This is a genomic window from Rhizobium sp. 05N49, assembly GCF_056396805.1.
Window position 1 is genome coordinate 170,338 of record NZ_JBFTME010000012.1, and the last position, 21,826, is coordinate 192,163.

Annotated in this window: 20 protein-coding genes; 13 read left to right on the top strand and 7 right to left on the bottom strand. The window is 59.9% G+C overall.

Annotated features, from left to right (window positions below):
• Positions 1-112 precede the first annotated feature (112 nt).
• From AC1DF8_RS23390 to AC1DF8_RS23430, 9 genes are all read left to right on the top strand, one after another.
• Positions 113-859 carry a phosphoglycerate mutase family protein gene (locus AC1DF8_RS23390; protein ID WP_113117004.1) on the top strand — a complete coding sequence of 249 codons (747 nt, stop codon included), beginning with the start codon at positions 113-115 and terminating at the stop codon, positions 857-859.
• A 161-nt stretch (positions 860-1,020) separates the two neighbouring features.
• Positions 1,021-1,719 (top strand): GntR family transcriptional regulator, encoded by a 699-nt coding sequence (locus tag AC1DF8_RS23395; protein WP_478155261.1) that lies wholly within the window; start codon positions 1,021-1,023, stop codon positions 1,717-1,719.
• 235 nt (positions 1,720-1,954) lie between these two features.
• Positions 1,955-3,502 carry an ABC transporter ATP-binding protein gene (locus AC1DF8_RS23400; protein ID WP_478155263.1) on the top strand — a complete coding sequence of 516 codons (1,548 nt, stop codon included), beginning with the start codon at positions 1,955-1,957 and terminating at the stop codon, positions 3,500-3,502.
• Positions 3,492-4,568 (top strand): ABC transporter permease, encoded by a 1,077-nt coding sequence (locus AC1DF8_RS23405; protein ID WP_478155265.1) that lies wholly within the window; start codon positions 3,492-3,494, stop codon positions 4,566-4,568. The genes AC1DF8_RS23400 and AC1DF8_RS23405 overlap by 11 nt, the downstream gene beginning before the upstream one ends.
• Positions 4,565-5,488 carry an ABC transporter permease gene (locus tag AC1DF8_RS23410; protein ID WP_478155267.1) on the top strand — a complete coding sequence of 308 codons (924 nt, stop codon included), beginning with the start codon at positions 4,565-4,567 and terminating at the stop codon, positions 5,486-5,488. The genes AC1DF8_RS23405 and AC1DF8_RS23410 overlap by 4 nt, the downstream gene beginning before the upstream one ends.
• Before the next feature lie 42 nt (positions 5,489-5,530).
• The gene (locus AC1DF8_RS23415; protein WP_478155269.1) at positions 5,531-6,631 is read left to right on the top strand and encodes a BMP family ABC transporter substrate-binding protein; all 1,101 of its coding nucleotides are present in this window, start codon (positions 5,531-5,533) and stop codon (positions 6,629-6,631) included.
• Positions 6,632-6,706: 75 nt separating this feature from the next.
• Positions 6,707-7,906 carry an amidohydrolase family protein gene (locus AC1DF8_RS23420; protein ID WP_478155271.1) on the top strand — a complete coding sequence of 400 codons (1,200 nt, stop codon included), beginning with the start codon at positions 6,707-6,709 and terminating at the stop codon, positions 7,904-7,906.
• On the top strand, positions 7,906-9,477 hold the full coding sequence (locus AC1DF8_RS23425) for a gamma-glutamyltransferase family protein (protein WP_478155272.1): 1,572 nt from the start codon (positions 7,906-7,908) through the stop codon (positions 9,475-9,477). Before AC1DF8_RS23420 ends, AC1DF8_RS23425 begins: the two co-directional genes overlap by 1 nt.
• Positions 9,474-10,715 (top strand): amidohydrolase family protein, encoded by a 1,242-nt coding sequence (locus AC1DF8_RS23430; protein WP_478155273.1) that lies wholly within the window; start codon positions 9,474-9,476, stop codon positions 10,713-10,715. The genes AC1DF8_RS23425 and AC1DF8_RS23430 overlap by 4 nt, the downstream gene beginning before the upstream one ends.
• 32 nt (positions 10,716-10,747) lie before the next feature.
• On the opposite strand, the gene AC1DF8_RS23435 is transcribed toward AC1DF8_RS23430, so the two are convergent.
• The 7 genes from AC1DF8_RS23435 to AC1DF8_RS23465 form a co-directional block, all read right to left on the bottom strand.
• Positions 10,748-11,491, bottom strand: coding sequence for a tyrosine-protein phosphatase (locus AC1DF8_RS23435; RefSeq protein ID WP_478155274.1), 744 nt, complete (start codon positions 11,489-11,491; stop codon positions 10,748-10,750).
• A 2-nt stretch (positions 11,492-11,493) separates the two neighbouring features.
• The gene (locus AC1DF8_RS23440) at positions 11,494-12,354 is read right to left on the bottom strand and encodes a carbohydrate ABC transporter permease (protein ID WP_478155275.1); all 861 of its coding nucleotides are present in this window, start codon (positions 12,352-12,354) and stop codon (positions 11,494-11,496) included.
• Complete coding sequence (locus tag AC1DF8_RS23445; RefSeq protein ID WP_113201812.1) at positions 12,344-13,297, bottom strand: carbohydrate ABC transporter permease; 954 nt, start codon at positions 13,295-13,297, stop codon at positions 12,344-12,346. The genes AC1DF8_RS23440 and AC1DF8_RS23445 overlap by 11 nt, the downstream gene beginning before the upstream one ends.
• Before the next feature lie 78 nt (positions 13,298-13,375).
• A complete protein-coding gene (locus tag AC1DF8_RS23450) occupies positions 13,376-14,671 on the bottom strand; it encodes an ABC transporter substrate-binding protein (protein ID WP_478155276.1) in 1,296 nt (431 codons plus the stop codon).
• Positions 14,672-14,687: 16 nt separating this feature from the next.
• Positions 14,688-15,530 carry a metallophosphoesterase gene (locus AC1DF8_RS23455; RefSeq protein ID WP_478155277.1) on the bottom strand — a complete coding sequence of 281 codons (843 nt, stop codon included), beginning with the start codon at positions 15,528-15,530 and terminating at the stop codon, positions 14,688-14,690.
• A gap of 109 nt (positions 15,531-15,639) precedes the next feature.
• Positions 15,640-16,281 (bottom strand): TetR family transcriptional regulator, encoded by a 642-nt coding sequence (locus AC1DF8_RS23460; protein WP_112545458.1) that lies wholly within the window; start codon positions 16,279-16,281, stop codon positions 15,640-15,642.
• 108 nt (positions 16,282-16,389) lie between these two features.
• Complete coding sequence (locus tag AC1DF8_RS23465; protein ID WP_113146493.1) at positions 16,390-18,114, bottom strand: peptidoglycan D,D-transpeptidase FtsI family protein; 1,725 nt, start codon at positions 18,112-18,114, stop codon at positions 16,390-16,392.
• A 364-nt stretch (positions 18,115-18,478) separates the two neighbouring features.
• Here AC1DF8_RS23465 and AC1DF8_RS23470 point away from each other — a divergent pair, with 364 nt between their 5' ends.
• The 4 genes from AC1DF8_RS23470 (at position 18,479) to AC1DF8_RS23485 (ending at position 21,759) form a co-directional block, all read left to right on the top strand.
• The gene (locus AC1DF8_RS23470; RefSeq protein ID WP_478155278.1) at positions 18,479-18,652 is read left to right on the top strand and encodes a hypothetical protein; all 174 of its coding nucleotides are present in this window, start codon (positions 18,479-18,481) and stop codon (positions 18,650-18,652) included.
• 312 nt (positions 18,653-18,964) lie between these two features.
• Positions 18,965-19,636 (top strand): L,D-transpeptidase, encoded by a 672-nt coding sequence (locus tag AC1DF8_RS23475; protein WP_112545460.1) that lies wholly within the window; start codon positions 18,965-18,967, stop codon positions 19,634-19,636.
• Between the two features lie 13 nt (positions 19,637-19,649).
• Positions 19,650-20,177 (top strand): OmpA family protein, encoded by a 528-nt coding sequence (locus AC1DF8_RS23480; RefSeq protein ID WP_210299412.1) that lies wholly within the window; start codon positions 19,650-19,652, stop codon positions 20,175-20,177.
• Between the two features lie 271 nt (positions 20,178-20,448).
• The gene (locus tag AC1DF8_RS23485; protein WP_478155279.1) at positions 20,449-21,759 is read left to right on the top strand and encodes a polysaccharide biosynthesis/export family protein; all 1,311 of its coding nucleotides are present in this window, start codon (positions 20,449-20,451) and stop codon (positions 21,757-21,759) included.
• The last annotated feature ends 67 nt before the right edge of the window (positions 21,760-21,826 follow it).

Here is a 21,826-nt window from a genome sequence, read left to right on the forward strand (position 1 = left end):
CGGCAGCTACGAACGCAGGCTTTGTTGGGGGAGTTCGTCCACCAATTCGTAGCCATTGCGCAGCGCCGGCGCGCCCGTCATGATGCATGATCTTCGGCATGAACGGACGGCCATGCACATCTTTCTCGTTCGACACGGCGAATCTCTTGGCAACATCAGCGAGAGCGCCTACCGGCAGTTCGGCGATCATAATGTTCCGCTGACGGAATGGGGTTATCGGCAGGCGCTGGCAGCGGGGCGCAGGATCGCTGACTCTCTGGCTGCGCTGCCCGTTGCTGCGCGGAAGGCAACCATCTGGCATTCGCCATATCTGCGGACGCGCCAGACGAAGGACGCAATCATCGAGGCCTCGCCTGCTAGCGCCATCGGCGGTGTGCATGAGGACTACCTGCTGCGGGAACAGGATTTCGGCTTGTTCACCGAGATTTATGACCGGGCCGAGCAGCGGCGCAAGTTTCCGGAAGAATTTGAGAAATGGGCGCGGCTGCGCAACAACAGCGGCAAATTCTACGCCCGTCCGCCGGATGGCGAGAGCCGGGCGGACGTTGCCCAGCGGGTGCGGCTGTTTCTGCAAACTGTTATGCATGACATCGGAAGCGGCAACGACACCGTGATCATCGTCGGCCACGGTGTCACCAATCGTGCCTTCGAGATGAATTTTCTGCATCACAGCGTCGAATGGTTCGAGCGCTCCGATAATCCGGGCAATGCCGATGTGACACTGATCGAAGGCAGTCATGCGGAAGGCTATCGCTCCACGCTTCTGCACAAGGCCGACGACCGCGATCCATCCGCGGCGACGGAAATGCGCGGCGCCTATGGTTCGGAGCTGACGATTGCGCCGAAGACCCGCATTTGATCTCCATAAGCTGGGAAATTTGACCTTCAGAAGAGAATAAGCGTCCGTCCGATCCGGACTATTTCAATGCGGCATCACCGCGTTTACACGACAAGTATCGGCTTGTTGTATCCTTGGCAGCGCGCTAACGTATACAAAATCAAACGAGCCTCTGAAATCACATGTCCTCCAATTCCGATCGGGTAGATACAGCCCATCGCACCCTTCGTCAGGCCATCATCGAGCAGGCGCTGAAAGCAGGCACCAAGCTTCCTGAAGACGAGATCGGCCGGCATTTTTCGATGAGCCGCACGCTGGTGCGCGCCGTGCTGGCCAAGCTGCAAGCCCAGGGACTGGTCGACACCTACCACAAGCGCACTGCCACTGTGGCCCAGCCGAGCCTCGATGAGGCCCGCGACGCCTTCGCCGTCCGACGCGCGCTCGAGCGGGAGGTGATGAAGGCGGTTATAAAGCGCTGGAACCCTGCAATCGAAAAGCTGCTGCGAGAGCATGTGCAGGAAGAGGAAGCCGCTCACGCCAGAGGGGATGTGCGGCTTTCGACCCGTCTTGCGGGCGAATTCCATCTGAAGCTTGCCGAGTTGTCAGGGAATGCCTTGCTCGAGCGCTACCTCTCCGAGCTCGTCTCCCGCTGCTCGCTGATCCTTGCCATGTATAGCCGGCCGCATTCCAGCGAATGCGCTATCAGTGAACATTCCGGTCTCATCGGCGCATTGAAGAAGGGCGACCTGCCCGCAGCGGAACAGCTGATGGACGAACATCTGTCGTCCGTCGAAAGCCGCGCCTTGATCGAAGACGATCTTGCCGTGGAAGCTGACATCGGTTCGATTCTCTCGCGATTTTCCAACCGCGCAGCCGGCTGAGCTGCCAATTTTTCAATCACGTATACAATATTATGATCATTATGTAGACGCGATCTGGTTGCCTATCTTCCAGATCAGTAGCTGCACTTTGCAGTGAGCATGGCCTCGTCGTCATTTTTCTCGCAATGAATTCCTATGCTTAGTCCTTTATGAATTCGATGTCGCCGCTTGCGATACGTCTTGGCATCCATATTGCATACTTGATTTCCAAGATCATGTAGCCTGGATTTTGCTCATGCCGCATACTGCGTCATCATCATCGGAATGCCGTCTGGAGCTCCGAGGCATTGGTAAAACCTATCCGGGCGTCATTGCCAATGATGGGATCGAACTCCGCGTCAATCCTGGTGAGATCCACGCGATCGTTGGTGAGAATGGTGCCGGCAAGTCGACGCTTATGAAGATCATCTATGGGATGGTCCATGCCGACTCCGGCGACATGCTGTGGGATGGGCGGGAGGTGAGCATCACCTCACCTGCCGACGCGCAGAGACTCGGCATCGGGATGGTGTTCCAGCATTTTGCGCTCTTCGATACGCTGACGGTCGCAGAAAACATCGCTCTCGCTCTGCCGGGCAAACAGAATATCGAAATACTGTCCGGCAGGATTGCCGATGTCGCGACCCACTACGGCCTCCCGGTCGAGCCTGGCAGGCATATCTACACCATGTCCGTCGGCGAGCGACAGCGCGTCGAGATCATCCGCGCGCTGCTGCAGAATCCGCGCCTGCTGATCCTCGACGAACCCACCTCCGTCCTGACGCCGCAAGCGGTCGAGAAGCTCTTCATAACGCTCCGGCAGATCGCGGAAGAGGGCTGCAGCATCCTCTACATCAGCCACAAGCTGAATGAGATCAGGGATCTCTGCCATAAAGCGACGATCCTGCGGGGCGGCCGCGTCACCGGTGTGTGCGATCCATCGCTGGAAAGCCCGGCCTCGATGGCCCGCCTTATGATCGGCACGGACCTTGCCGATTATCGCCAGCGCACGCGGAGCGTTGCCGGTGCCGTCAGGCTTGCCGTAAACGGTCTTGATCTGCCGACTGCCGACCCATTCGGCACGATACTATCCAGTATTACGCTATCGGTGCGGGGTGGAGAGATCCTCGGGATTGCCGGGGTCTCCGGTAATGGCCAACAGGAATTGCTGGCCGCACTCTCCGGCGAAACCCGTCTTGCAAGAAGGGACGCCATTATCATCGACGGCGCTCCGGCGGGACATCTCGATCCGGCCGGACGGCGCAAACTCGGCCTTTGCTCGGTCCCCGAGGATCGGCTGCGGCAGGGATCTGTTCCCTCATTGCCGCTGTCGGAGAATGTGCTGCTCACCGCCAATAGCGGCGGCGCCGTCGAGGCCGGCCTTATCCGTTTCGACCGCCTCCTCGACTTTGCCGAACGCTGCATCAGGGCCTTTGACGTCCGCTGCCCTGGACCGGCAGCGCCTGCCGGCAGTCTGTCGGGCGGCAACCTGCAGAAATTCATCATCGGACGCGAAATCCTCCAGGAGCCAGGCGTGCTCATCGTCTCGCAGCCCACCTGGGGCGTCGATGTCGGTGCAGCGCTCGTCATCCGCCAGGCGTTGCTCGATTTGCGCGAGCGTGGCGCCGCAATCGTCGTCATCTCGGAAGAGCTGGATGAGCTCTTCGACATTGCCGATCACATCGCCGTCATCGCCGGCGGCCGACTGACAGAGGCAACGGCGATCGCAGACGCCAATCGCAACGATATAGGCCTCGCCATGTCCGGCAGCAGGATGGAAAAGGAGATGGCCGATGCGCTTTGAGCGACGCCCGAAGCCCTCCACGCTGATGGTTTTCCTGTCGCCGGTGATCTCGCTTGTTCTGACCGCAAGTGTCGCGATGGTCATCTTTGCCTCGGCCGGCCTCGAACCGCTTGGCGCGCTCGTCACCTTTCTGACGGCGCCGCTCGCCGATCTCTATGGTGTCGGCGAATTGCTGATCAAGGCGGCACCACTGGTGCTGATCGGCATCGGTCTTGCGATCGGTTTCCGTGCCGGCATCTGGAATGTCGGCGCCGAGGGACAGCTGACCGCAGGCGTCATCTTCGGCGGCTATGTTGCCCTGCATTTCGGCCCGGATGGTGGCCTCTCGGTGCTGCCGGCTATGGTCATTTCGGGAGCAATCGGCGGCATGATCTGGGCGGCCATCCCCGCGTTTCTGCGTGTTCGCTTCAATGCGTCCGAGATCCTCACCAGCCTCATGTTGAACTATGTCGCCGGGCTCTGGCTGACCTGGCTGATCTTCGGCCCCTGGCGCGACCCGGCCGGTTTCAATTTCCCACAGTCCGAGCCGTTGGCGCCGGCTGCCCTCTTTCCGATTCTCGTTGAAGGCACGCGCATGAATGCCAGCATCATCTTCGCGCTGATCGCCGTTGTCATGGGATGGATCCTCATGAAGCGCAGCTTCATCGGGTTCCAGCTGAAGGTCACCGGCCTGTCTGCGGGGGCAGCGCGTTACGCCGGCTTCAGCGTGACGCGCGCGGTCTGGATCGGCATGCTGGTCAGCGGCGCAGTTGCCGGCATGGCGGGTGTCGGCGAGATTGCCGGGCCTTTGGCGCAGATCTTTCCCAATGCCTCACCCGGCTACGGCTATGCGGCGATCATCGTCGCCTATCTCGGCCGATTGAACCCGCTCGGCATCCTCTTGTCAGGACTGTTGATGGCGCTGCTCTATCTCGCTGGCGATCTCGCCCAGATGTCGCTCGGCATGCCCTCCTCCATCACCGGCCTGTTGCAGAGCACACTGCTCTTCTTCCTGCTGACGGCCGATGTCCTCGTCCACCACCGTATCCGCTTCAAGACATCCGGCAGAAAGGGCGTCACGGTATGATGAGCCAGATTCTTCCCATTCTGATTGCCACACTGATCGCCGGTACGCCGCTCGTCTATGCAGCCCTTGGAGAGCTGGTCACCGAGCGCTCCGGTGTGCTCAACATGGGCGTCGAGGGCATGATGGTGGTCGGCGCGGTCATCGCCTTCATCACTATGCAGACGACGGGTGAGCTCTGGCTCGCCGTGATGACAGCGATGCTTGCCGCCATGGTTTTGGCGTTGATGTTCTCGGTGCTGGTCGTCAGCTTTCGCGCCCATCAGGTGGCGGTCGGCCTGGCGATGACCATTTTCGGAACCAGCTTCGGCTCTTTCATCGGCAAGAGCTATGTCGGCATGGCGATTGTCATGGAGCCGTCGACGCTTTCTGCGCTCGCATCCAAAATCCCGCTACTTGGCATCGTCCTCGGACAGTTGCATCCGCTGGTCTGGCTTTCCTGGGCACTGTTTGCCGGTGTCTGGTTCTTTCTCTACCGCACCCGGTACGGCCTCATCGTCCGGGCAGTCGGTGAGGCGCCCTCCTCGGCCCATGCCATCGGCTATCCGGTAGTGCTGATCCGCTATCTCTGCACACTGTTCGGCGGCGCGATGGCCGGGGTCGCAGGCGCCTATATCTCGATCGTCTATACGTCGCTCTGGACAGAGGGGCTGATTGCCGGACGAGGCTGGATCGCAGTCGCGCTGGTGGTCTTCGCCACATGGCGCCCAGGCCGATGCTTTCTCGGCGCCTATCTTTTCGGCGGCGCGACGATCGCGCAACTCTTTGCACAAAGCGCTGGCATCGGCCTGCCCTCGGAACTGATGTCCGCCCTGCCCTACCTCGTCACGATCCTCGTGCTGGTGCTGATCTCACGCAACGCGACGCTGATGCGTCTCAACGTCCCCGCTTCCCTTGGACAGCCCTTCGTCGCCGGAGGCTGAACCTCGATGCCGCATACAAACACAACAAGAGAGGAACTGAAGATGAAATTCCAATCCAGACGCGATTTCCTGAAGACGGCAGCAGCCGGATCTCTGATCGCAGCAACCGGTGTCCGCCCGCTTCTCGCCGCCGATGAAGTGCTGAAAGTCGGTGTCATTCACATGGGTCCGATTTCCGACACCGGCTGGGAATATTTCCAGGCCAATGCCTGGCGTGCCCTGGAAAGTGCCTTCCCGGGCAAGGTGAAGGTCACCGCCCTCGAAAATATCGCCCAGATCCAGGATTGCGAGCGGCTGTTCCGCCAGCTGTCGACCCAGGGCCATAAGCTGATCTTCGGTACCACCTTCTCGCAATATGCCTCGCTGAAGAAGCTCGCGCCGACGATGACGAACTCGCATTTCGAATGCTGCGCCGGCATTGCCGCCGGCACCAATCTCGGCGTCTTCGAAGCCCGCGAATATGAAGGCGCCTATGTGACCGGCATTGCCGCCGGCCGTATGACGAAGTCCAATGTACTCGGCTGGGTCGGCGCTTTCCCCGTGCCGCAGGTCATTTACAGCATCAATGCCTTCCTTCTCGGGGCACGCAGCGTCAATCCCGATGTCGTCGTCAAGGTCGTCTGGGCCAATGCCTGGGTCGATCCGGCCAAGGAAAAGGATGCTGTCGCCGCCCTCGTGGCTCAAGGCGCCGACGTTCTCTCGGGTAGCCCCAACACGCCGGTTCAGGGCCTTGCCGCCGAGGAGAAGGGCGTCTGGTCAATCGGCAATACCGGCGATTTCTCTCGCTACGTGAAGAAGAAACAGCTTGTCTCCTACGAACTCGACTGGAGCTCGGCCCATATCAGTGCTGCCAAGGCTGTCATGGAGGGCAATTGGAAGCCGGAAAGCACCTGGCTTGGGCTTGGCGAAGGCGGCTACGTCAAGATGACGACGAGCAGCCCGGAACTGCCTGAAACCGTCGCCAAGGAAATGAAGGTGGCCGAGGATGCCATCGTTGCCGGCAAGCTGAAAGTCTTTGCGGGTGAGATCAAAGACCAGAGCGGCAAGGTGAAGGTCGCCTCCGGTCAGGAACTCTCCGAGAATGACATCAAGGGCATGACATGGCTGATCGACGGCGTGCAGGGTACGCTGCCGCAGAACTGATCATCCATTGCCAAAAAGCGGCCGGCCACCGCACAAACGGGGGCCGGACCAGAATTGACGGGAAAGGAAACACAAGTGAGCGCAACACAAACAGTCTTCACCAACGCAAAGCTTGCCGACGGTACGCTGAAAGATATCGTGGTGCAGGACGGCCGGATCACGGCGATAGGAGAGACGGGCTCCAGCCAAGGCGTGAAAGATGTCGTCGATATCGGTGGAGCCCTTGTCGTGCCAAGCTTCGTCGAGGGTCATATCCATCTCGATACCAGCTTCTACGGCGACAGGTGGATCCCGCATAAACCATGCATCAACGGTTTCGACGTGCATGAACGCGTCGCTTTTCAGGCTGAGAACATGGCTGCCGCAGCGCCCATGGATGAGCGCGCCCGCAATCAGCTCGACCTCTGCATTTCGAACGGGGCATTGCAGATGCGCAGCCACGTGATGGTCGATGGATCGGTCGGCCTGAAGTCGCTCGAAACCATCCTGAAGGTGCGTGAGGAATATGCCGGCATCATCGACATCCAGCTCGTTGCCTTCCCGCAAAGCGGTATCCTGAAGAGCCCGGGCACGCCGGAACTGATGGACGAGGCAATCGCGATGGGTGCCGATCTTGTCGGCGGTCTCGATCCGCTGTCCTTCGACCGCGACATCAAGGGCCATCTCGACGTCGTCTTCGGTATCGCGGAAAGGCGCGGCGTCGATGTCGATATCCATCTTCATGACGCAGGCACGCTCGGGGCCATGACGATCGAGGAGATTTGCGCTCGCACGACCGCACTTGGCATGCAGGGCCACGTCGCCGTCAGCCATGCCTATGGTCTCGGCGATCTCGCACCGGAGGCAGCAAAGAAGATTGCCGCCCTGATCGCCAGGAGCGGCGTCTCGATCATGACCAACGCGCCCGGCAATCACAATTTCCCGCCGGTCGCACTGTTGCGTGCCGCCGGCGTCAATGTTTTCAGCGGCAGCGACAATATCCGCGATTCCTGGTGGCCCTTCGGGGACGGCGACATGCTGCGCCGGGCAGAGATCATCGCCTACCGCTCCGGTTTTTATACCGATACGGAACTCAGCGCTTCTTTCGATGTCGTGACGGCAGGCGGTGCCAAAGCGTTGCGGCTGGAAGGCTACGGCATTGCCGTCGGCGCAAAGGCCGATTTCGTCACGCTCGCGGCGGAACACGTGCCGGAGGCCGTTGTCGCCATTCCGAAGCCGCGTCGTGTCTTCAAGGAAGGCCGCCTGGTGGCCGAAAACGGCGCGGTGATCCGCTGATGTCGTCTCCCGGCAAGCAAGGTGCGGAGCCCGGCACATCGCCCGGCGCCATGATCGTGACGCCGCACTGGCTTGCAAGCGAAGCCGGGGCCAAAGTCCTGCGGCGCGGCGGCAATGCCATCGAGGCGCTGGTCGCCGCCGGCGCTGCGCTTGCGGTCACCTACCCGCATTTCTGCGGGCTTGGCGGTGATGCGGTCTGGTTGGTGGCCGATGAGGCGGGCAAGGCGCAGACATTCCTCGGCATAGGTCAGGCAGCAAGCATTATTCCGGATGGAGATATCCCGCTGCGGGGCGCCGGCTCCACGTTGACGACGGCCTGCCTCGTCGACAGCTGGCAGACGGTGCTTGCCTATTCCGCTGTCGAATGGTTGGGCTCGGAGAGCTTGTCGGGCCTTTTGGACGATGCGATCGCCCTTGCGGAAGACGGATTCGAGGTCAGCCGATCACAGGCGTTCTGGTATGATTTCCGCCGTGGCGAGTTGGACAACTGGCCGGGATTCGCGGGTCTTTTCCAAGCGTCAGGCATTCAGCGTCAGCCGTCGCTTGGCAAGACCCTTCAGGCGATCGCCCGCCACGGCAGCCGCGAATTCTATGAGGGTGCGCTCGCCCGGCGGATTGCAACGGGGCTCGCCGAAGCCGGCTCACCGCTTTCAGCAGCCGATCTCGCCGCAACACGAACGGAGATGGCGGCTCCGATCAAGCAGAGCTATCGCGATACCATCCTGCTTGCCCCGCCTCCGCCAACCCAGGGCATAACCACGCTCGGGATCATGGGCGTGCTCGACCATCTGCCGATGGAGGATTTTCCACCGGATAGCGCAAGCTTCTATCATAGGCTTGTCGAGGCGGTGAAGCAGGCCTTTCTCGACCGGCATAGCATCGCCGATCCCCGCTATTCGGCCGATGTTTCGTTAGAGCTGCTTGAGCCGGGGCGCCTCGCGACCAAGGCAGCGGCAATCGATCCCGGCCGCGCGCTGCCCTGGCCAGAGCCCTATCGACACGGTGACACGGCCCTGCTCGCCGCTGTCGACGACAGGGGACGCTGTGCTTCGCTGCTACAGAGCCTCTATTTTGATTGGGGAAGTGGCGTTGTCGTCGGCGATACCGGTATCCTTTGGCAAAACAGGGGCGCAGCCTTCAGCGTTGACCGTGCCAGCCCCAATGTCATCCGTCCCGGCAAGCGTCCGTTCTACACGCTCAATCCCGGCCTGGCGCTCAGGGACGGCCGTCCTCACCTCGTCTATGGGACGCAGGGGGCAGATGGACAGCCGCAGACCTTGTCGCTGCTCCTCAGCCTGCTGATCGACCACGGCCTCGATCCATCCGAGGCGCTCTCCCGCCCACGCTTCCTGCTCGGCCGCACCTTCTCCGACAGTCGGGACAGTCTGAAGATCGAGGAGAATGCCGGCCCCGAAACGGTCGCCGCACTTGCCGCCATGGGCCATGAGATTTCGACGATCAACAGTTTCAGCCCGCTGGGCGGCCAAGCCGGCATAATCCGCATCACGCAAGACGGGGCAATCGACGGTGCTCACGACCCACGCAGCGACGGGGGAGCAATTTCGCTGTGACGTCTGTCTCATTGTTTGATCTCATTATCCGCAATGTCCGCATCGAGGAAAATGGTGCTCTCGTCGACATCGCCGTGCGCGAGGACCGGATCGCTGACATCGGATCCGGCTTGGGTTGCGAGGCGATCGAAAGCGTCGATGGCGAGGGCGCCTTCGCCTTCGGCGGGTTTGTCGATACGCATATCCATCTGGACAAGGCCTGTATTCTCGACCGCTGCACGATTTGCGAAGGTACGCTTGCCGAGGCCGTGCGGGAGACGGCCAGGGCCAAGGCGAGCTTCAGGCAAGACGATGTCTATGCCCGCGCGGCCCGCGTCGTCGAGAAGGCAATTTCGCACGGCACCACGCGTATGCGCACCTTCGTCGAGATCGACACTCGCGCCGGCCTCCGTTCCTTCGAAGCAATCAAACGTATCCGTGAAGACTACGCCTTCGCGCTCGATATCGAGATCTGCGCTTTTGCCCAGGACGGACTGACAAACGAGCCCGAGACATCGGACATGCTCGACAACGCGCTCTCCAACGGCGCAGATCTGGTCGGCGGTTGTCCCTATACGGATCCGGATCCCAACAAGCACATCGAGATGGTCTTTGGACTCGCGCTCAAGCATGACGTGCCAATCGACTTCCATCTCGATTTCAGCCTCGATCCCGAGCGGACCGATTTGCCGGCGGTGATCGACGCCACACTCCGTCACGGCTGGCAAGGTCGCGTTGCGATCGGCCACGTCACCAACCTCTCGGCAATGTCACAGGCGGAGATCGTCTCCATTGCAGATAGGCTGGCTGAGGCCGGCATTGCGCTTTCCGTCCTGCCGTCCACCGATCTGTTTCTGAACGGGCGCGGTCACGACCGGCTGGTTCCGCGCGGAGTCGCGCCCGCTCACCTGCTGGCAAGCCGCGGCGTCGTGACCTCCATTGCGACCAACAACGTGCTCAATCCCTTCACTCCTTATGGTGACGCTTCGTTGATCCGCATGGCCAATCTCTATGCCAACGTCGCCCAGCTCTCGCGAGACGAGGATATGGCGCTGGTCTTCAACATGGTGACAGAGGCGGCGGCACGTCAATTCGGCAGCGTCAGACGATTAGAGGCAGGCGCCGAAGCCACGATCGTACTGCTCGACAGCCCCGGCCCACATACCGCAGTGCGCGAGATCGCCCGCGTCGTTGCCGGTTGGAAGAGTGGACGCAAGAGCTTCGACAACGGCAGACCTCGGCTTCATAAACCGGGCTGAAGGCGCGCCCGCTCGAAACGTCAGAGCAAGAATCAGCCGCACAGCCGCTGTTCGAGGCTGGCGATCTCCGCCTCGCCAAGGCCGATCCGCGCGAAATAGGTGCCGGCACCGCCGTAATGCCCAGCAAGGTATCCGAGTGTCCGGGCCATGCTCTGCGGCGCCGAGGCGAGGATCAGGTCCGCTAGATCTGACGGCACGCCGCGTGCGATGGCCCGGGCCCGGAACTCCGCGAGCACGGGAGCAAATATCGAGCCCGTAAGCGCATAATCTTCGATGATCGTCGCTTCATCGACACCGGCATGGGCCAACATCAAAGCGGCGATGATGCCGGTGCGGTCCTTGCCGGCCGTACAATGAAAGAGCACGATCCCATCAGGTGCCCGTGCGATCGTCGTCAGCACCTTGGCGATCGCCAGCTGGCAATTGTCGAGAGCATGACAATAACGGTCGCCCATGTCGAAATCGATCGATTGCGCCGCCATCATTTCGACCGGCGCCAGCGCCGAGAACAGCGAAACATTTTCGTAGCGAACGCGCGCATCGTTCATGAACGGATTGGCCTCTCGTTCGCGTTCCTGCGGATTGCGCAAGTCGATGACCGTCGTAACTCCGTGGGCGATCAGCGCCTCGATGTCGGCTTCGTTCAGCATATGCAGAGCGTCGCCGCGCAGGAGCGAGCGCCAGCGCGTCTGTCTCCCATCGCCGACCGGATAGCCGCCAAGGTCGCGCACGTTACGAGCGCCATCGAGCACAATCAGTCTCTCATAGTTTTCCATTGTCAACGGATTCCGGATTTCATAAAGGATTCAATAATGTGGCGCTGGAGAATAAGATATAAGATCAGGATCGGCAGGCTGGCGAGTGCTGCTGCAGCCATCAATGGTCCCCAGAGATTGCCCTCCTGGGTCATGAACATCTGCAATCCGATCTGCACGACCGAGTTCTCGGGCTTGCGCGATAGCAGCAGTGGCCAGAAATATTCGTTCCAAGCGGAAATGAAGGCGATGATCGACAGCGAGGCGATGGGCGCGCCCATATTCGGCGTGACGATCTGCCAGAGGATGCGGAAGCTCCGCGCCCCATCCATGCGAGCCGCCTCCAGCACCTCGATGGGGAAAGCCCGCATGGCGTGATAGAGAAGCAGGATCGCAAAGGCGTGGGACGCATTGGGCACGACAAGACCCGTCAATGTGTCGAGTAGTCCAAGCCTTGAAGCGAGCACATAGTTCGGAATCATCGTGACCTGGAACGGCACCAGCCATGAAAGTGCAATCAGGCCATGCGCGACTGACGAAAACCGCATGCGCCAGCGCACCAATGCATAAGCAGCAAACATGCCGGTCACGACCTGCAGAAACGCGGTCGCGACAGAAACGACCGTCGTGTTGAACAACATCTGCAGCATCGGCACGCGTGTCAGAACGAATATGTAATTCTCGAAGGTCGGATGCGATGGCCAGAGCATGGTCGAGAAAATCTCGTTATCGGGCCGCAGCGAGGTCACGATCATCCAGTAGACCGGAAGGATCGAAACGAGGGAGAGGAGCACCATGACTGCGTGCACGACGAACTTGCGTGCGAACCCGCGTGATGTCACGGGTCGGCTAGGCCGGTGATCGTCGAGGGCATCAGTTGTCATAGAAGGCGAACCTCTTCGTCAGCCACATGCAGAGCGCTGCGAGCACTGCAAATCCGGCAAAGGCGATCATGCCGGCAGCCGAACTCCAGCCTGCCGAAAGCGTCTGGAAACCGTATTCCCAGAGAAGGTAGAAAATATTGGTCGTGGATTTCAGCGGCCCGCCATTCGTCAGCACGTTGATATAGGCAAAGCTCCATTGCGCACCGAACAGCACCGTCATCATCGACAACAGCAGGATGGTCGGCGAGAGCAGCGGTAGCCTTATGTCGCAGATGATGCGCCAGCGGCTGGCGCCATCGATGCGAGCGGCCTCGATATAGGATGGATTGATACCGGCATTGGCTGCGGAAAAGAGCAGGGTTGAAAAACCGATCAGCTTCCAGCCGGTGATCCAGGTGAGCGTCGGCAGCGCGTAGGCGGGATCGGTCAGGAAGCCGATGCGGCCGAGGCCCAGACCCTCGAGGGTCAAGGTTATAAGCCCCTGATCTTCGTTCAACAGCCACCGCCACAGGATGGCGGCAACGACAGGAGCGATGATCATTGGCACGAAAATCATCGCACGGTAGATCGTGCGGGCGCGGCCGCCGAGATCCTGTGTCCAGATCGCCACGAAAAGTGGAATGATCACCGACATTGGAAACAGGCCGATCGTATAGTAGAGCGTGTTCCAGAGAGCGTTGCGCATTTCCGGCAGCGCCAGCAACCGCTGGTAATTGGTCAGCCCGACAAAGCGCTGCGGCGACGTCGGCAGCATGTTCCACTGGTAGAAAGACAGGCGGAACGCCTCGGCAAGCGGTATGTATGTCCAGACCATCAGCAGGATGAGCGCAGGTGCCAGATAAAACAAAGGCGAAATGCTGAAGCGCTCGCGGCTGATATCCGATCGCGTCGAAGCCGTTTTCGCTACGGCGGGGCCGGCCACCTCTGCCTGGATATCTGTCATTGCGAAAGCTCCGATCGATTTCGATGAGGGGCAGCCCTCGCGGCAGCCCCTCACCTTCCTCGTGAAAACCGGGAGGCCTTACGGCATCAGGCCCTGGCCCTGTTCCTGTGCGGCCTTCAAGGCTTCTACCGGATCGCCGCTGCTAAAGACGGCCTCGCGAACGCTGTCCATCATCATCTTTTCGACCTGGCGATAATTTGGGCCGGGAAAGGCAATGTTTGCAGTCAAGCGGTCGAGCTGCTTGAGATTGGCCCGGAACATCGGGTTTTCCTTGACCCAGGGGCCGAGGTAGTTCGGATCGTCGACGATATCGAGGCGCAGCGGCAGGTAGCCGATCTTGCTGGTGATGATCGTGTAGGCTTCCTTGCTCGTCAGGTATTTGAGGAGCTCGTAGGAGGCGCGCTGCTTTTCGGGATCCTTGCTGAAGACGAAGAGCGCGCTGCCAGAATTGGTCGGCGCCGTCGGCTTGTCGCCAAAGGAGGGCATCGGTGCCAGACGCAGGTCGAACTTGCCCGCAGCCGACTTCTTGACGCTGGAAAGCAATGCGCTCGTATAGAGGAACATGCCCATATTGCCGGCAGCAAACGTGTCGGATGCACTGGCCGGATCGATCTTGGCATGCGCGCCGCTGTCGACCATGTTGCGCAGCATCTTCACGGCATCCGCCGCGTCCTTGTCGGCAAAGGTCAGCTTGTTGCCATCGCGCACCTTGCCGCCATTCGACATGACGATCGACTGATAGACGAAGGTGCCGTCGGTCGGACCATAGGCACCCGGGAAGAAGCCGTTCTTGCCGGTCTTTTCCTTGATGGCCTTTCCGTCAGCGTTGACTTCGTCCCAGGTCCTGGGCGGCTTGTCCGGATCGAGGCCAGCCTGCTTGAAGAGGTCGGCATTGTAGAAAAGGATTGGCGTCGAAAACGTATAGGCAAGGCCATAGGTCTTGCCATCGACCTTGCCCAGCTCGAGTCCCTGCGGGATCATGCCGGCGAACTGATCCTTCAGCTCGGTCGCATCGACCATGTCTTCCAGGGCATTGGCGCCGAGATCGCTGGCAATATAGATCAGGTCGCGGAATACCAACTGCGCCACGTCCGGCTGCTTGCCGGCGACGATGTCGGCCTGCACGCGCGACATGATCTCGTTGGACGGTACAGCGACGGTCTCGACCTTGATGTACGGAAATTTCTTTTCGAAACCGGCAATCAGTTCCTTGGTCGCTTCGGCACCGGCGCTCGCCGAGGCGAGATTGTAGTTGTAGAAGCTGATCGTCACCGGCTTGTCGACAGATGCGGGCATTTGAGCGAATGCGCCTGCTGGCAAGAGCGAAACGGCGGCGATCGCTGCGGTGAGTTTTAACGTGGTCCTGCGCAACATGGATGCCTCCTGACGTTTATTCGGCGGCGACGGGAACGGCCCGCGCCATCAGCATTTCGAGCGGATAGGTGTTGAGTTCGGCGCGGTCGGACGGCAGTGGCACGAAGGCCATTGTGAGCCCGGACGGACGGATCGTGCCGATGCCGAAGGAGGCGCCCCGCACCATGCGCAAAATATCCGTGCGCAGAATGTCGGTCGCCGCATGCTGGCCGGTGCCGACGACCACGGGGATGCCGTGCCAGACCGAAACACGGTCGTGATGGATGTGTCCGCTGAGGATGCCGATGATGTTGCGGCCCATGAGCAGCGCGCGGAAGCGCTCAGACTGCGGAAAATGAATGGTACGCCAGTGAGTTGCGTCAGGTTCTTCACCCAGAGCCGGCGGATGATGAACGACGATGAGCTTCGGAAGGTCGGGATGCGTGTCCAGCGTCGAGGCCAGCCAGTCGAACTGCTCCGGATCGATCGTGCCGCCGATCAGCCCCGGCGTGGAGGAATCGATCGTGACGATGTGAATGCCGTCGACGACGACATCGTGATCGTAAGGAGCGTCCGGATCTTCAGTTGCAATGCCCATGCCCTCGTAGAAGCCGGCGCGGGTATCATGATTGCCGAGCGCATAGATAACCGGCACGTCGATCCGCGCATCCATGATCTCCTTCAGCCGGCGGAAACTGTCCGCATCGCCGCGGTTGGTGAGGTCGCCGCTGGCGACCACGAATTGCGGCCTGGGCGTCACGGTCGCGACCAGATCGAGCACTTGGCTCAGCGTCTCAGCCGTATCGCTATAAAGATGATCGTCATCGGGGGTGCCGATGTGCAGGTCGGTCAGATGAATGAAAGTGGTTTCGCGGCGCATCGGATGGCTCCCTGACAGTTCTCGCAAGAACCGATAGAAGGAGCGTGTTTCGCAGGCGTGACGGATTTCGAATGCTGTTCGAAAGCCGCCCGAACTTGGTCCGCCGACGTCAGGAAACCCTGCGGAACATCGGCGCAATGACTTCCACCATGCGCGCGATGACAAGGTCCGGATTGTCGAGGTCCATCTGATGATTGGTCAGAACCTCGGTGCGCTGTCGGCTGCGGGTGACCTGCGAACGGATGCCGAGTGCGCAGTTCAACCGCCAGCCGATATCCACTTCGTCGAGCCAGGGCGCGATCCGCTTCAATTGCGGAATGAAGGCCCGGTGATGTTCGACATCCTCGATGATGCGACGGTAGAAAGGCGCGCCGTCACGATGGCTGTGCGCCATCGAGGTGAAGTGAGACAGCACGGGATAGCTCGACGTTGGATCGGTTGCCCAGCGGATCGAGGGGCCGACAAGGGCTGCTATCACCTCGTCGATATCAGGCGGATTTGGCGCCCGCCGGTCGATAGCTTTCTGCAGCAGGCTCAGACGCTCGGCGTTCAGCCGGCGATAGACACGTTCCGCAACCGCGGTGATCAATTCTTCCTGGGATCCGAAATGATAGGCGATCGCCGAAGGCGTCGCCTGCGCCCGGATCGCGATCCGGCGCGCCGTCAGCTCTTCGAGGGCATGTGCCTCGCAAAGCAGCAGCTCGCAGGCGTCCATCAGGCGTTTTGCAGTGACGTTCGTTCGATTGGACATGAGGCGCGCACCTCCAGCCAATGACCTAGACTGCAAGTATGTAGCCCGGATGACGCAAAGTGATGAAAGTCGAATAACCTGCGTTATCGGATAGCGTCTGGTACGGCCTCAATATGAGGCCAGCAGGTTCTGCCCGAAATCCGGTTCGACGCCGAGGATCGGTGCGACGCGACTGATGATGTCATGCACCATCGGGGCTGCCGTATTCGTCGCGAAGGTAAGCCCGTGCTGGCCGGTCAATGGTTCGTCGATGAAGGACAGCACGACATATTTCGGGGCATCGATCGGGAAGGCCGCCAGATAGGCGTTGAAACTCAGCGTATGCGAATAATGGCCATTCACGACCTTGTTTGCCGTGCCTGTCTTGCCACCGACATGGAAGCCGGGCACGTCGGCGGTGCGCCCCGAGCCCTGTTCACCGTTGAGCTTGAAGAGATAGCGGATCGTGTCGCTGGTACTTTTCTTGACGATCTGCTGCTCGGTTTTCGCGGCTTCCTCGGCGGAGCGCGGAAGGAAAGTCGGCTCTATGAGCTCGCCACCATCCACGAGCGCGGCACCGGCAACAGCTGTCTGCAGCGGCGTGGTCGCGACACCATGGCCGAAGGAGATCGTGATCGAGTTGATCTTCTTCCAGACCTTCGGCTGCGTCGGCGTCTTCACTTCCGGCAACTCCGTCTGCATCTTGCTCAGGAGGCCGAAGCGGGTCAGATAATCCTTCTGCCGATCCATGCCGACCAGATCCATCATCCTCGCCGTGCCGATATTGGAGGAATAGCGGAAGATCTCCGGAATGGTGAGCCAACGGCGCGGTACGTCATGGTCATCGTGAATGGTGAAGCCGCCGTAGTGCAGCGGCCCCGTGGCGTCGAAGCTGTCGGAGAGTTTCACCGTGCCGCTGTCGAGCGCCAATGCCATCGAGAAGGTCTTGAAGGTCGAGCCCATTTCGAAAGTGCCGTTCGACATGCGGTTCAGCCAGCCTTCGCTGCCAGTCGCCTGCGGGTCATTCGGATCGAAATCGGGGGCGGACGCCATGGCGAGCACCTCACCGGTATGGACATCGAGGATGACGGCGCCGGCCGCCTTGCCCTTGTAGGTAGTGATTGCGTCGGTGACGACATCATGAACAACATTCTGCGCGCGAATATCAATCGACAGCTTCACCGGCTCCAGGTTTTCGCGCACTGCAAGCCCCGTCGATTCCAGATCGGAGAGACCCTGCATGTCGAGATATTTCTCCATGCCGGCCATGCCTTTGTTGTCGATATCGACATAGCCGAGAATGTGAGCCGCCGTTCGCCCGCCAGGATAGAAGCGCTTCACTTCCGGGCGGAAACCGATCGCGGGAAGGCCGAGAGCCAGAACCTCGTTTTGCTGTTTCGGCGTCAGCTGGCGACGCAGCCAGGTGAATTGCGAACGTTTGTCCGACAGCTTTTGATAGAGTGTCTTTCGGTCGAGCTCCGGGAAGAGTTGCGTGAGCTTCTCAACCGCTTCGTCGACATCGACCATATGGCTCGGCTCGGCAAACATCGACACGGTGCGGATATCCGTCGCCAGAAGCTCGCCGTTGCGGTCGAGAATATCAGGTCTGGAGGCCATGATCGGATTTGGCGGAATGCTCGATGTGGTCGTGTCGACGGCAACGCCATAATAGATCAGCTTGCCAAACATTCCGACGTAGACGATGCCGAGAACGGTCGCGAGAGTGACGATACGGCTTCGCGCCTGACGTGCCGTTCCGGCCGTCTTTCGGGCGGCCCGCGTAAAGGGAGCAGATTCGAATGTGAGCTTCACCAACCGACCACTTCTCACGCTGATATTATGAATGATCGACATTGACACACACCAAGAACAGAACGCACCAGCGCATAACCCGCCCGTCGGCATCGACTCTCGAGGGTATGTGCGGATTTAAAGCCCTACGCGGCGGAACAGATTCACACGGCTCTGGTAGAACGTTTAAACTTCCCTCCATCTGAAGCCTGGATGGTTAACAAGGCCTTATCCGGCTGCGTGCATTTTGTCGCAGCGCTGCGCTCCCCCGCACCAAAAGAGCTGCGGGATTTAAAACGATTTTAAAATAGCGACTTCAAAAGCTAATCGATTTTAATTTTACAGTTAAAATTTTCTTGTTGCAGCGCAAAAGAAATCAGGCCTAACTTCTCTTCTGAAGGTCAATTTGCTCCCAGGAGGAACGCATATGACTGTGACATTTCCGCTGACTGAAAAGCGCAACGCCGATGAGTTGCTCAAACACCTGATCCAGCACAACCTCTCCTATCCGGGAAATTGTGCCGTTTCGGTCAAGGCTCATGTCGCCCTGGTTACCTCCTCCCGCACATTCGCACTCAGCACCGCCCGGACGGCCTGGTAAATATCGACAACCGGACTTCCGTTAAATTCAGGCGTCGATCAGCCTTTGGGCGTCGACCACCGAGATGTCGATGTTCTGCACGCTGTATGTGCGGAATCGATCCGTGTCTTTACGACCGTTACCCGCCCCTGGTCCTGTTATGCAGATGGCTATAGGGACACCTACTATCGAGTAACGATTGGTACGATTTATAGCCTGAACACAAGCAACTCAGCCTCAAGCAACAGGGGATGAGAAGAGTTTTGTGTTGTCGCAAATGAAAAATCTGTTTTACTGGCACCGCGCTTCTTGGCTTTGAGGGGGATACGGCCGATGGTGTGGACACGCAGGGATATCTTGCTTGGCGGATTGACATTACTTGGCACCGCCGCCGTACAGAAGCCGGCCTTTGCCCAGGCGGCTTCCTATTTTGCTGGGACTGCAGTCGACAATGGCGTGACGTTCCGAGCGACCAACTTCGCCAAGATCGACAAACAGTGGCATCGCCAGGTTGTCAGATATTTCAGTAGCGAGCCGATCGGCACGGTCGTTGTCGATACGCGCCACCATTTTCTCTACTTGATCATGGAGAACAAGACAGCCATCCGCTACGGCGTCGGCGTCGGCCGAGAGGGCTTCAAATGGTTTGGCCGCGCTACTATCGACAGCAAATCGCTCTGGCCACGCTGGACACCGCCACCAGAGATGCGCAAGCGCCATCCTGAATTGCCCGAATTCGTGGCCGGGGGCTCGCCAAAGAACCCGCTCGGCCCCCGGGCCATGTACCTGCATCGTGACGGTGTCGATACCGGCTATCGCTTCCACGGCACGCTTGAGCCTTGGAGCATCGGCAAGGATGCCTCCAGCGGCTGCATTCGCATGTTCAACGAAGACGCCATTGATCTTTACCAGCGTTGTCCGATCGGCACCGCCGTGCAGGTCCTGCCGCATATTGCCGACCAGGCGCCACCCGCCGAAGTCAGCCAGGCAACTCCGGCCGAATGAGGAAATTATCTTGATGTCTGGATATACGAAGCGTCTCGCCGCCGCTGCCTTGCTTTTGGCACTCGCAGCCTGCAGCACCACAGATATCGCCTCCGTGGAAGAACCTCCGGCGGCGCCGTTGACCGGTCAGACTAACGATCCTGCTCCTGGTTTTGAGAACGTCAAGGCCGGCAGCGAAGAGGATTTCATCCTCAATGTCGGGCGGCGGGTCTACTTCACCCAAGATTCCGCCAAGCTCGATACCGTCGCCATGACCACGCTCGACAACCAGGCTGCCTGGCTGAGCCGGAATCCCAGCTGGCAGATCAAGCTGCAGGGATTTGCCGACGATTCCGGCTCGGAGGCGAAAATGAAGACCTTGTCGCAGCAGCGCGCCGATGCCGTCATGACCTATCTCGTTTCCAAGGGCGTCGACGCCGGACGCATGTGGGCCAAGGGTTACGGCGCAGATCGCGAGGTCCGCGACTGCACGGAACGTTCCTGCAAGGTGCAGAACCGGCGCGTCGTCGCCAACCTGCGTACCGAGCGCGACGCGACCTGATTGCAATTCGTTCAGGACACCCGCGGGGAAGTCACGCCTCCAACCAATTTTCGCGAGCCGGCAACTTATGTCCCGGCTCGATTTGGGTTGAAGCAACCTACCCTATCTCATCAATAGTGATGAAGCTAAACATCCGGCCTTCATCTTCCTCAAGCGTTCCCCAGGCTGCAAACTGGTGCTGCGGCCTCGGACCCGGTGTCCGGCGTGCGCACGGCGTCTAAGGCATTGAACCTGTATCCGCTTAAGGATGCTTTGCAGGCTGGACATGTATATGAAGCTCTCGTACCGCGTTCCTCGCATGTTCTTTCGTGCGACGTTTGCCGTTAGCGCACTCGTCCTCCTCACCGGCGTGGCGTCGTCCGCTCTCGCCGACAGCGCGCCCTTTGCTCCGCAAACAAAAATCCGCCTGACGGTCGTCCAATGGATGCCATCCAAAGGCGTGTTTGAGCGATGGGATGCGATCGGCGGCGAATATACAATTTCGAATGAGGGCGCAGTCTCCCTGCCTTTTCTGGGTTCGCTGTCCGTCGGAAATCTCGACAACGCCGGACTGACAAGGGAAATCGCCAAGCGCCTGCAGGATAAAATGGGTTTGGCCCAGACACCTGCAGTCACGATCGACGTTCTCGACTATCCGTCCGTTTACGTCGTGGGAGACGTAACGACCCCGGGGGAATACAAGTTCCGATCTGGTCTCAGCGTCCTGCAATCCCTGGCCATGAGCGGCGGCCCGCTGCGGCCGGCGGCACGGCAAAGATCGCAGACGATCACGCTTGCCGGCGACCTGCGGGAAATCGATCATTCACTGCTGCGCAGCTCCGCAAAGCTCGCGCGGCTGCAAGCGGAGATGGCTGGAGCAAAGGAGATAACCTTCGATCAGCCGCCCGTCACCGACCAGCAATATGCCGCCAGTATCCATGACGAAGAGCGGGTCATATTTCAGGCTCGCGCAAGTGCACTGGAAAGGCAGTCGACGGCACTCGTCGAATTGCGCGATCTCCTGAAGGCGGAAATCGATACGCTGGAGGAAAAGCTGAAGGGTTCGGATGACAATATCCAGTCAGTCGAGGAACAGCTGACCAGCGTCAAGACGCTGGTCGAGAAAGGCCTCACGATCACCGCCCGCCAGATGGACCTGGAACGGTTGCTCACCACCTACCGGTCAGACAAGCTGGATCTTGTCACAGCGATCATGCGAGGGCGTCAGGCGATCAACGAGACGACGCGCAATCTCGAGGGTCTTTCCGACACGCGCCGGAGTGAAGTCGCTTCCGAAGTACAGTTGGAGAAGGCCAATCTCGATCAGCTGAAACTCAAGCGCGACACGACGCAGCAACTGCTCCTMGAAGAACTCGCCAGCAGCGGCAACATGAATGAGCGCGGCGAAGAACTTCCGCTGACCTTCACCGTGAGTCGTCGCGATAACGGACAGGTCGAAGAATTCCAGGCATCCGAAACGACCGAACTGGCACCGGGTGACGTGGTCAAGGTAACCCAGGCACGTATGGCAGAAGCGGCGTCCGAAGACGCCGCTGGGCTGCCTGTCCAGACAGAGGCGCATATCAGCCAGGTAAGCCGGTGATGCGCGAGAAGCATGTGCCGCAGCCAAGCTGTCTTCTGCGGAAGGTTGAGCGCCATCACGAGATACA

What these genes read in the sequence shown, in the direction of transcription:
- AC1DF8_RS23390 (WP_113117004.1), top strand. Translation starts at nt 113, where the DNA reads ATGCACATCTTTCTCGTTCGACACGGCGAATCTCTTGGCAACATCAGC.
- AC1DF8_RS23395 (WP_478155261.1), top strand. Translation starts at nt 1,021, where the DNA reads ATGTCCTCCAATTCCGATCGGGTAGATACAGCCCATCGCACCCTTCGT.
- AC1DF8_RS23400 (WP_478155263.1), top strand. Translation starts at nt 1,955, where the DNA reads ATGCCGCATACTGCGTCATCATCATCGGAATGCCGTCTGGAGCTCCGA.
- AC1DF8_RS23405 (WP_478155265.1), top strand. Translation starts at nt 3,492, where the DNA reads ATGCGCTTTGAGCGACGCCCGAAGCCCTCCACGCTGATGGTTTTCCTG.
- AC1DF8_RS23410 (WP_478155267.1), top strand. Translation starts at nt 4,565, where the DNA reads ATGATGAGCCAGATTCTTCCCATTCTGATTGCCACACTGATCGCCGGT.
- AC1DF8_RS23415 (WP_478155269.1), top strand. Translation starts at nt 5,531, where the DNA reads ATGAAATTCCAATCCAGACGCGATTTCCTGAAGACGGCAGCAGCCGGA.
- AC1DF8_RS23425 (WP_478155272.1), top strand. Translation starts at nt 7,906, where the DNA reads ATGTCGTCTCCCGGCAAGCAAGGTGCGGAGCCCGGCACATCGCCCGGC.
- AC1DF8_RS23435 (WP_478155274.1), bottom strand. Translation starts at nt 11,491, where the DNA reads ATGGAAAACTATGAGAGACTGATTGTGCTCGATGGCGCTCGTAACGTG.
- AC1DF8_RS23440 (WP_478155275.1), bottom strand. Translation starts at nt 12,354, where the DNA reads ATGACAACTGATGCCCTCGACGATCACCGGCCTAGCCGACCCGTGACA.
- AC1DF8_RS23445 (WP_113201812.1), bottom strand. Translation starts at nt 13,297, where the DNA reads ATGACAGATATCCAGGCAGAGGTGGCCGGCCCCGCCGTAGCGAAAACG.
- AC1DF8_RS23450 (WP_478155276.1), bottom strand. Translation starts at nt 14,671, where the DNA reads ATGTTGCGCAGGACCACGTTAAAACTCACCGCAGCGATCGCCGCCGTT.
- AC1DF8_RS23455 (WP_478155277.1), bottom strand. Translation starts at nt 15,530, where the DNA reads ATGCGCCGCGAAACCACTTTCATTCATCTGACCGACCTGCACATCGGC.
- AC1DF8_RS23460 (WP_112545458.1), bottom strand. Translation starts at nt 16,281, where the DNA reads ATGTCCAATCGAACGAACGTCACTGCAAAACGCCTGATGGACGCCTGC.
- AC1DF8_RS23465 (WP_113146493.1), bottom strand. Translation starts at nt 18,114, where the DNA reads ATGTCGATCATTCATAATATCAGCGTGAGAAGTGGTCGGTTGGTGAAG.
- AC1DF8_RS23470 (WP_478155278.1), top strand. Translation starts at nt 18,479, where the DNA reads ATGACTGTGACATTTCCGCTGACTGAAAAGCGCAACGCCGATGAGTTG.
- AC1DF8_RS23475 (WP_112545460.1), top strand. Translation starts at nt 18,965, where the DNA reads ATGGTGTGGACACGCAGGGATATCTTGCTTGGCGGATTGACATTACTT.
- AC1DF8_RS23480 (WP_210299412.1), top strand. Translation starts at nt 19,650, where the DNA reads ATGTCTGGATATACGAAGCGTCTCGCCGCCGCTGCCTTGCTTTTGGCA.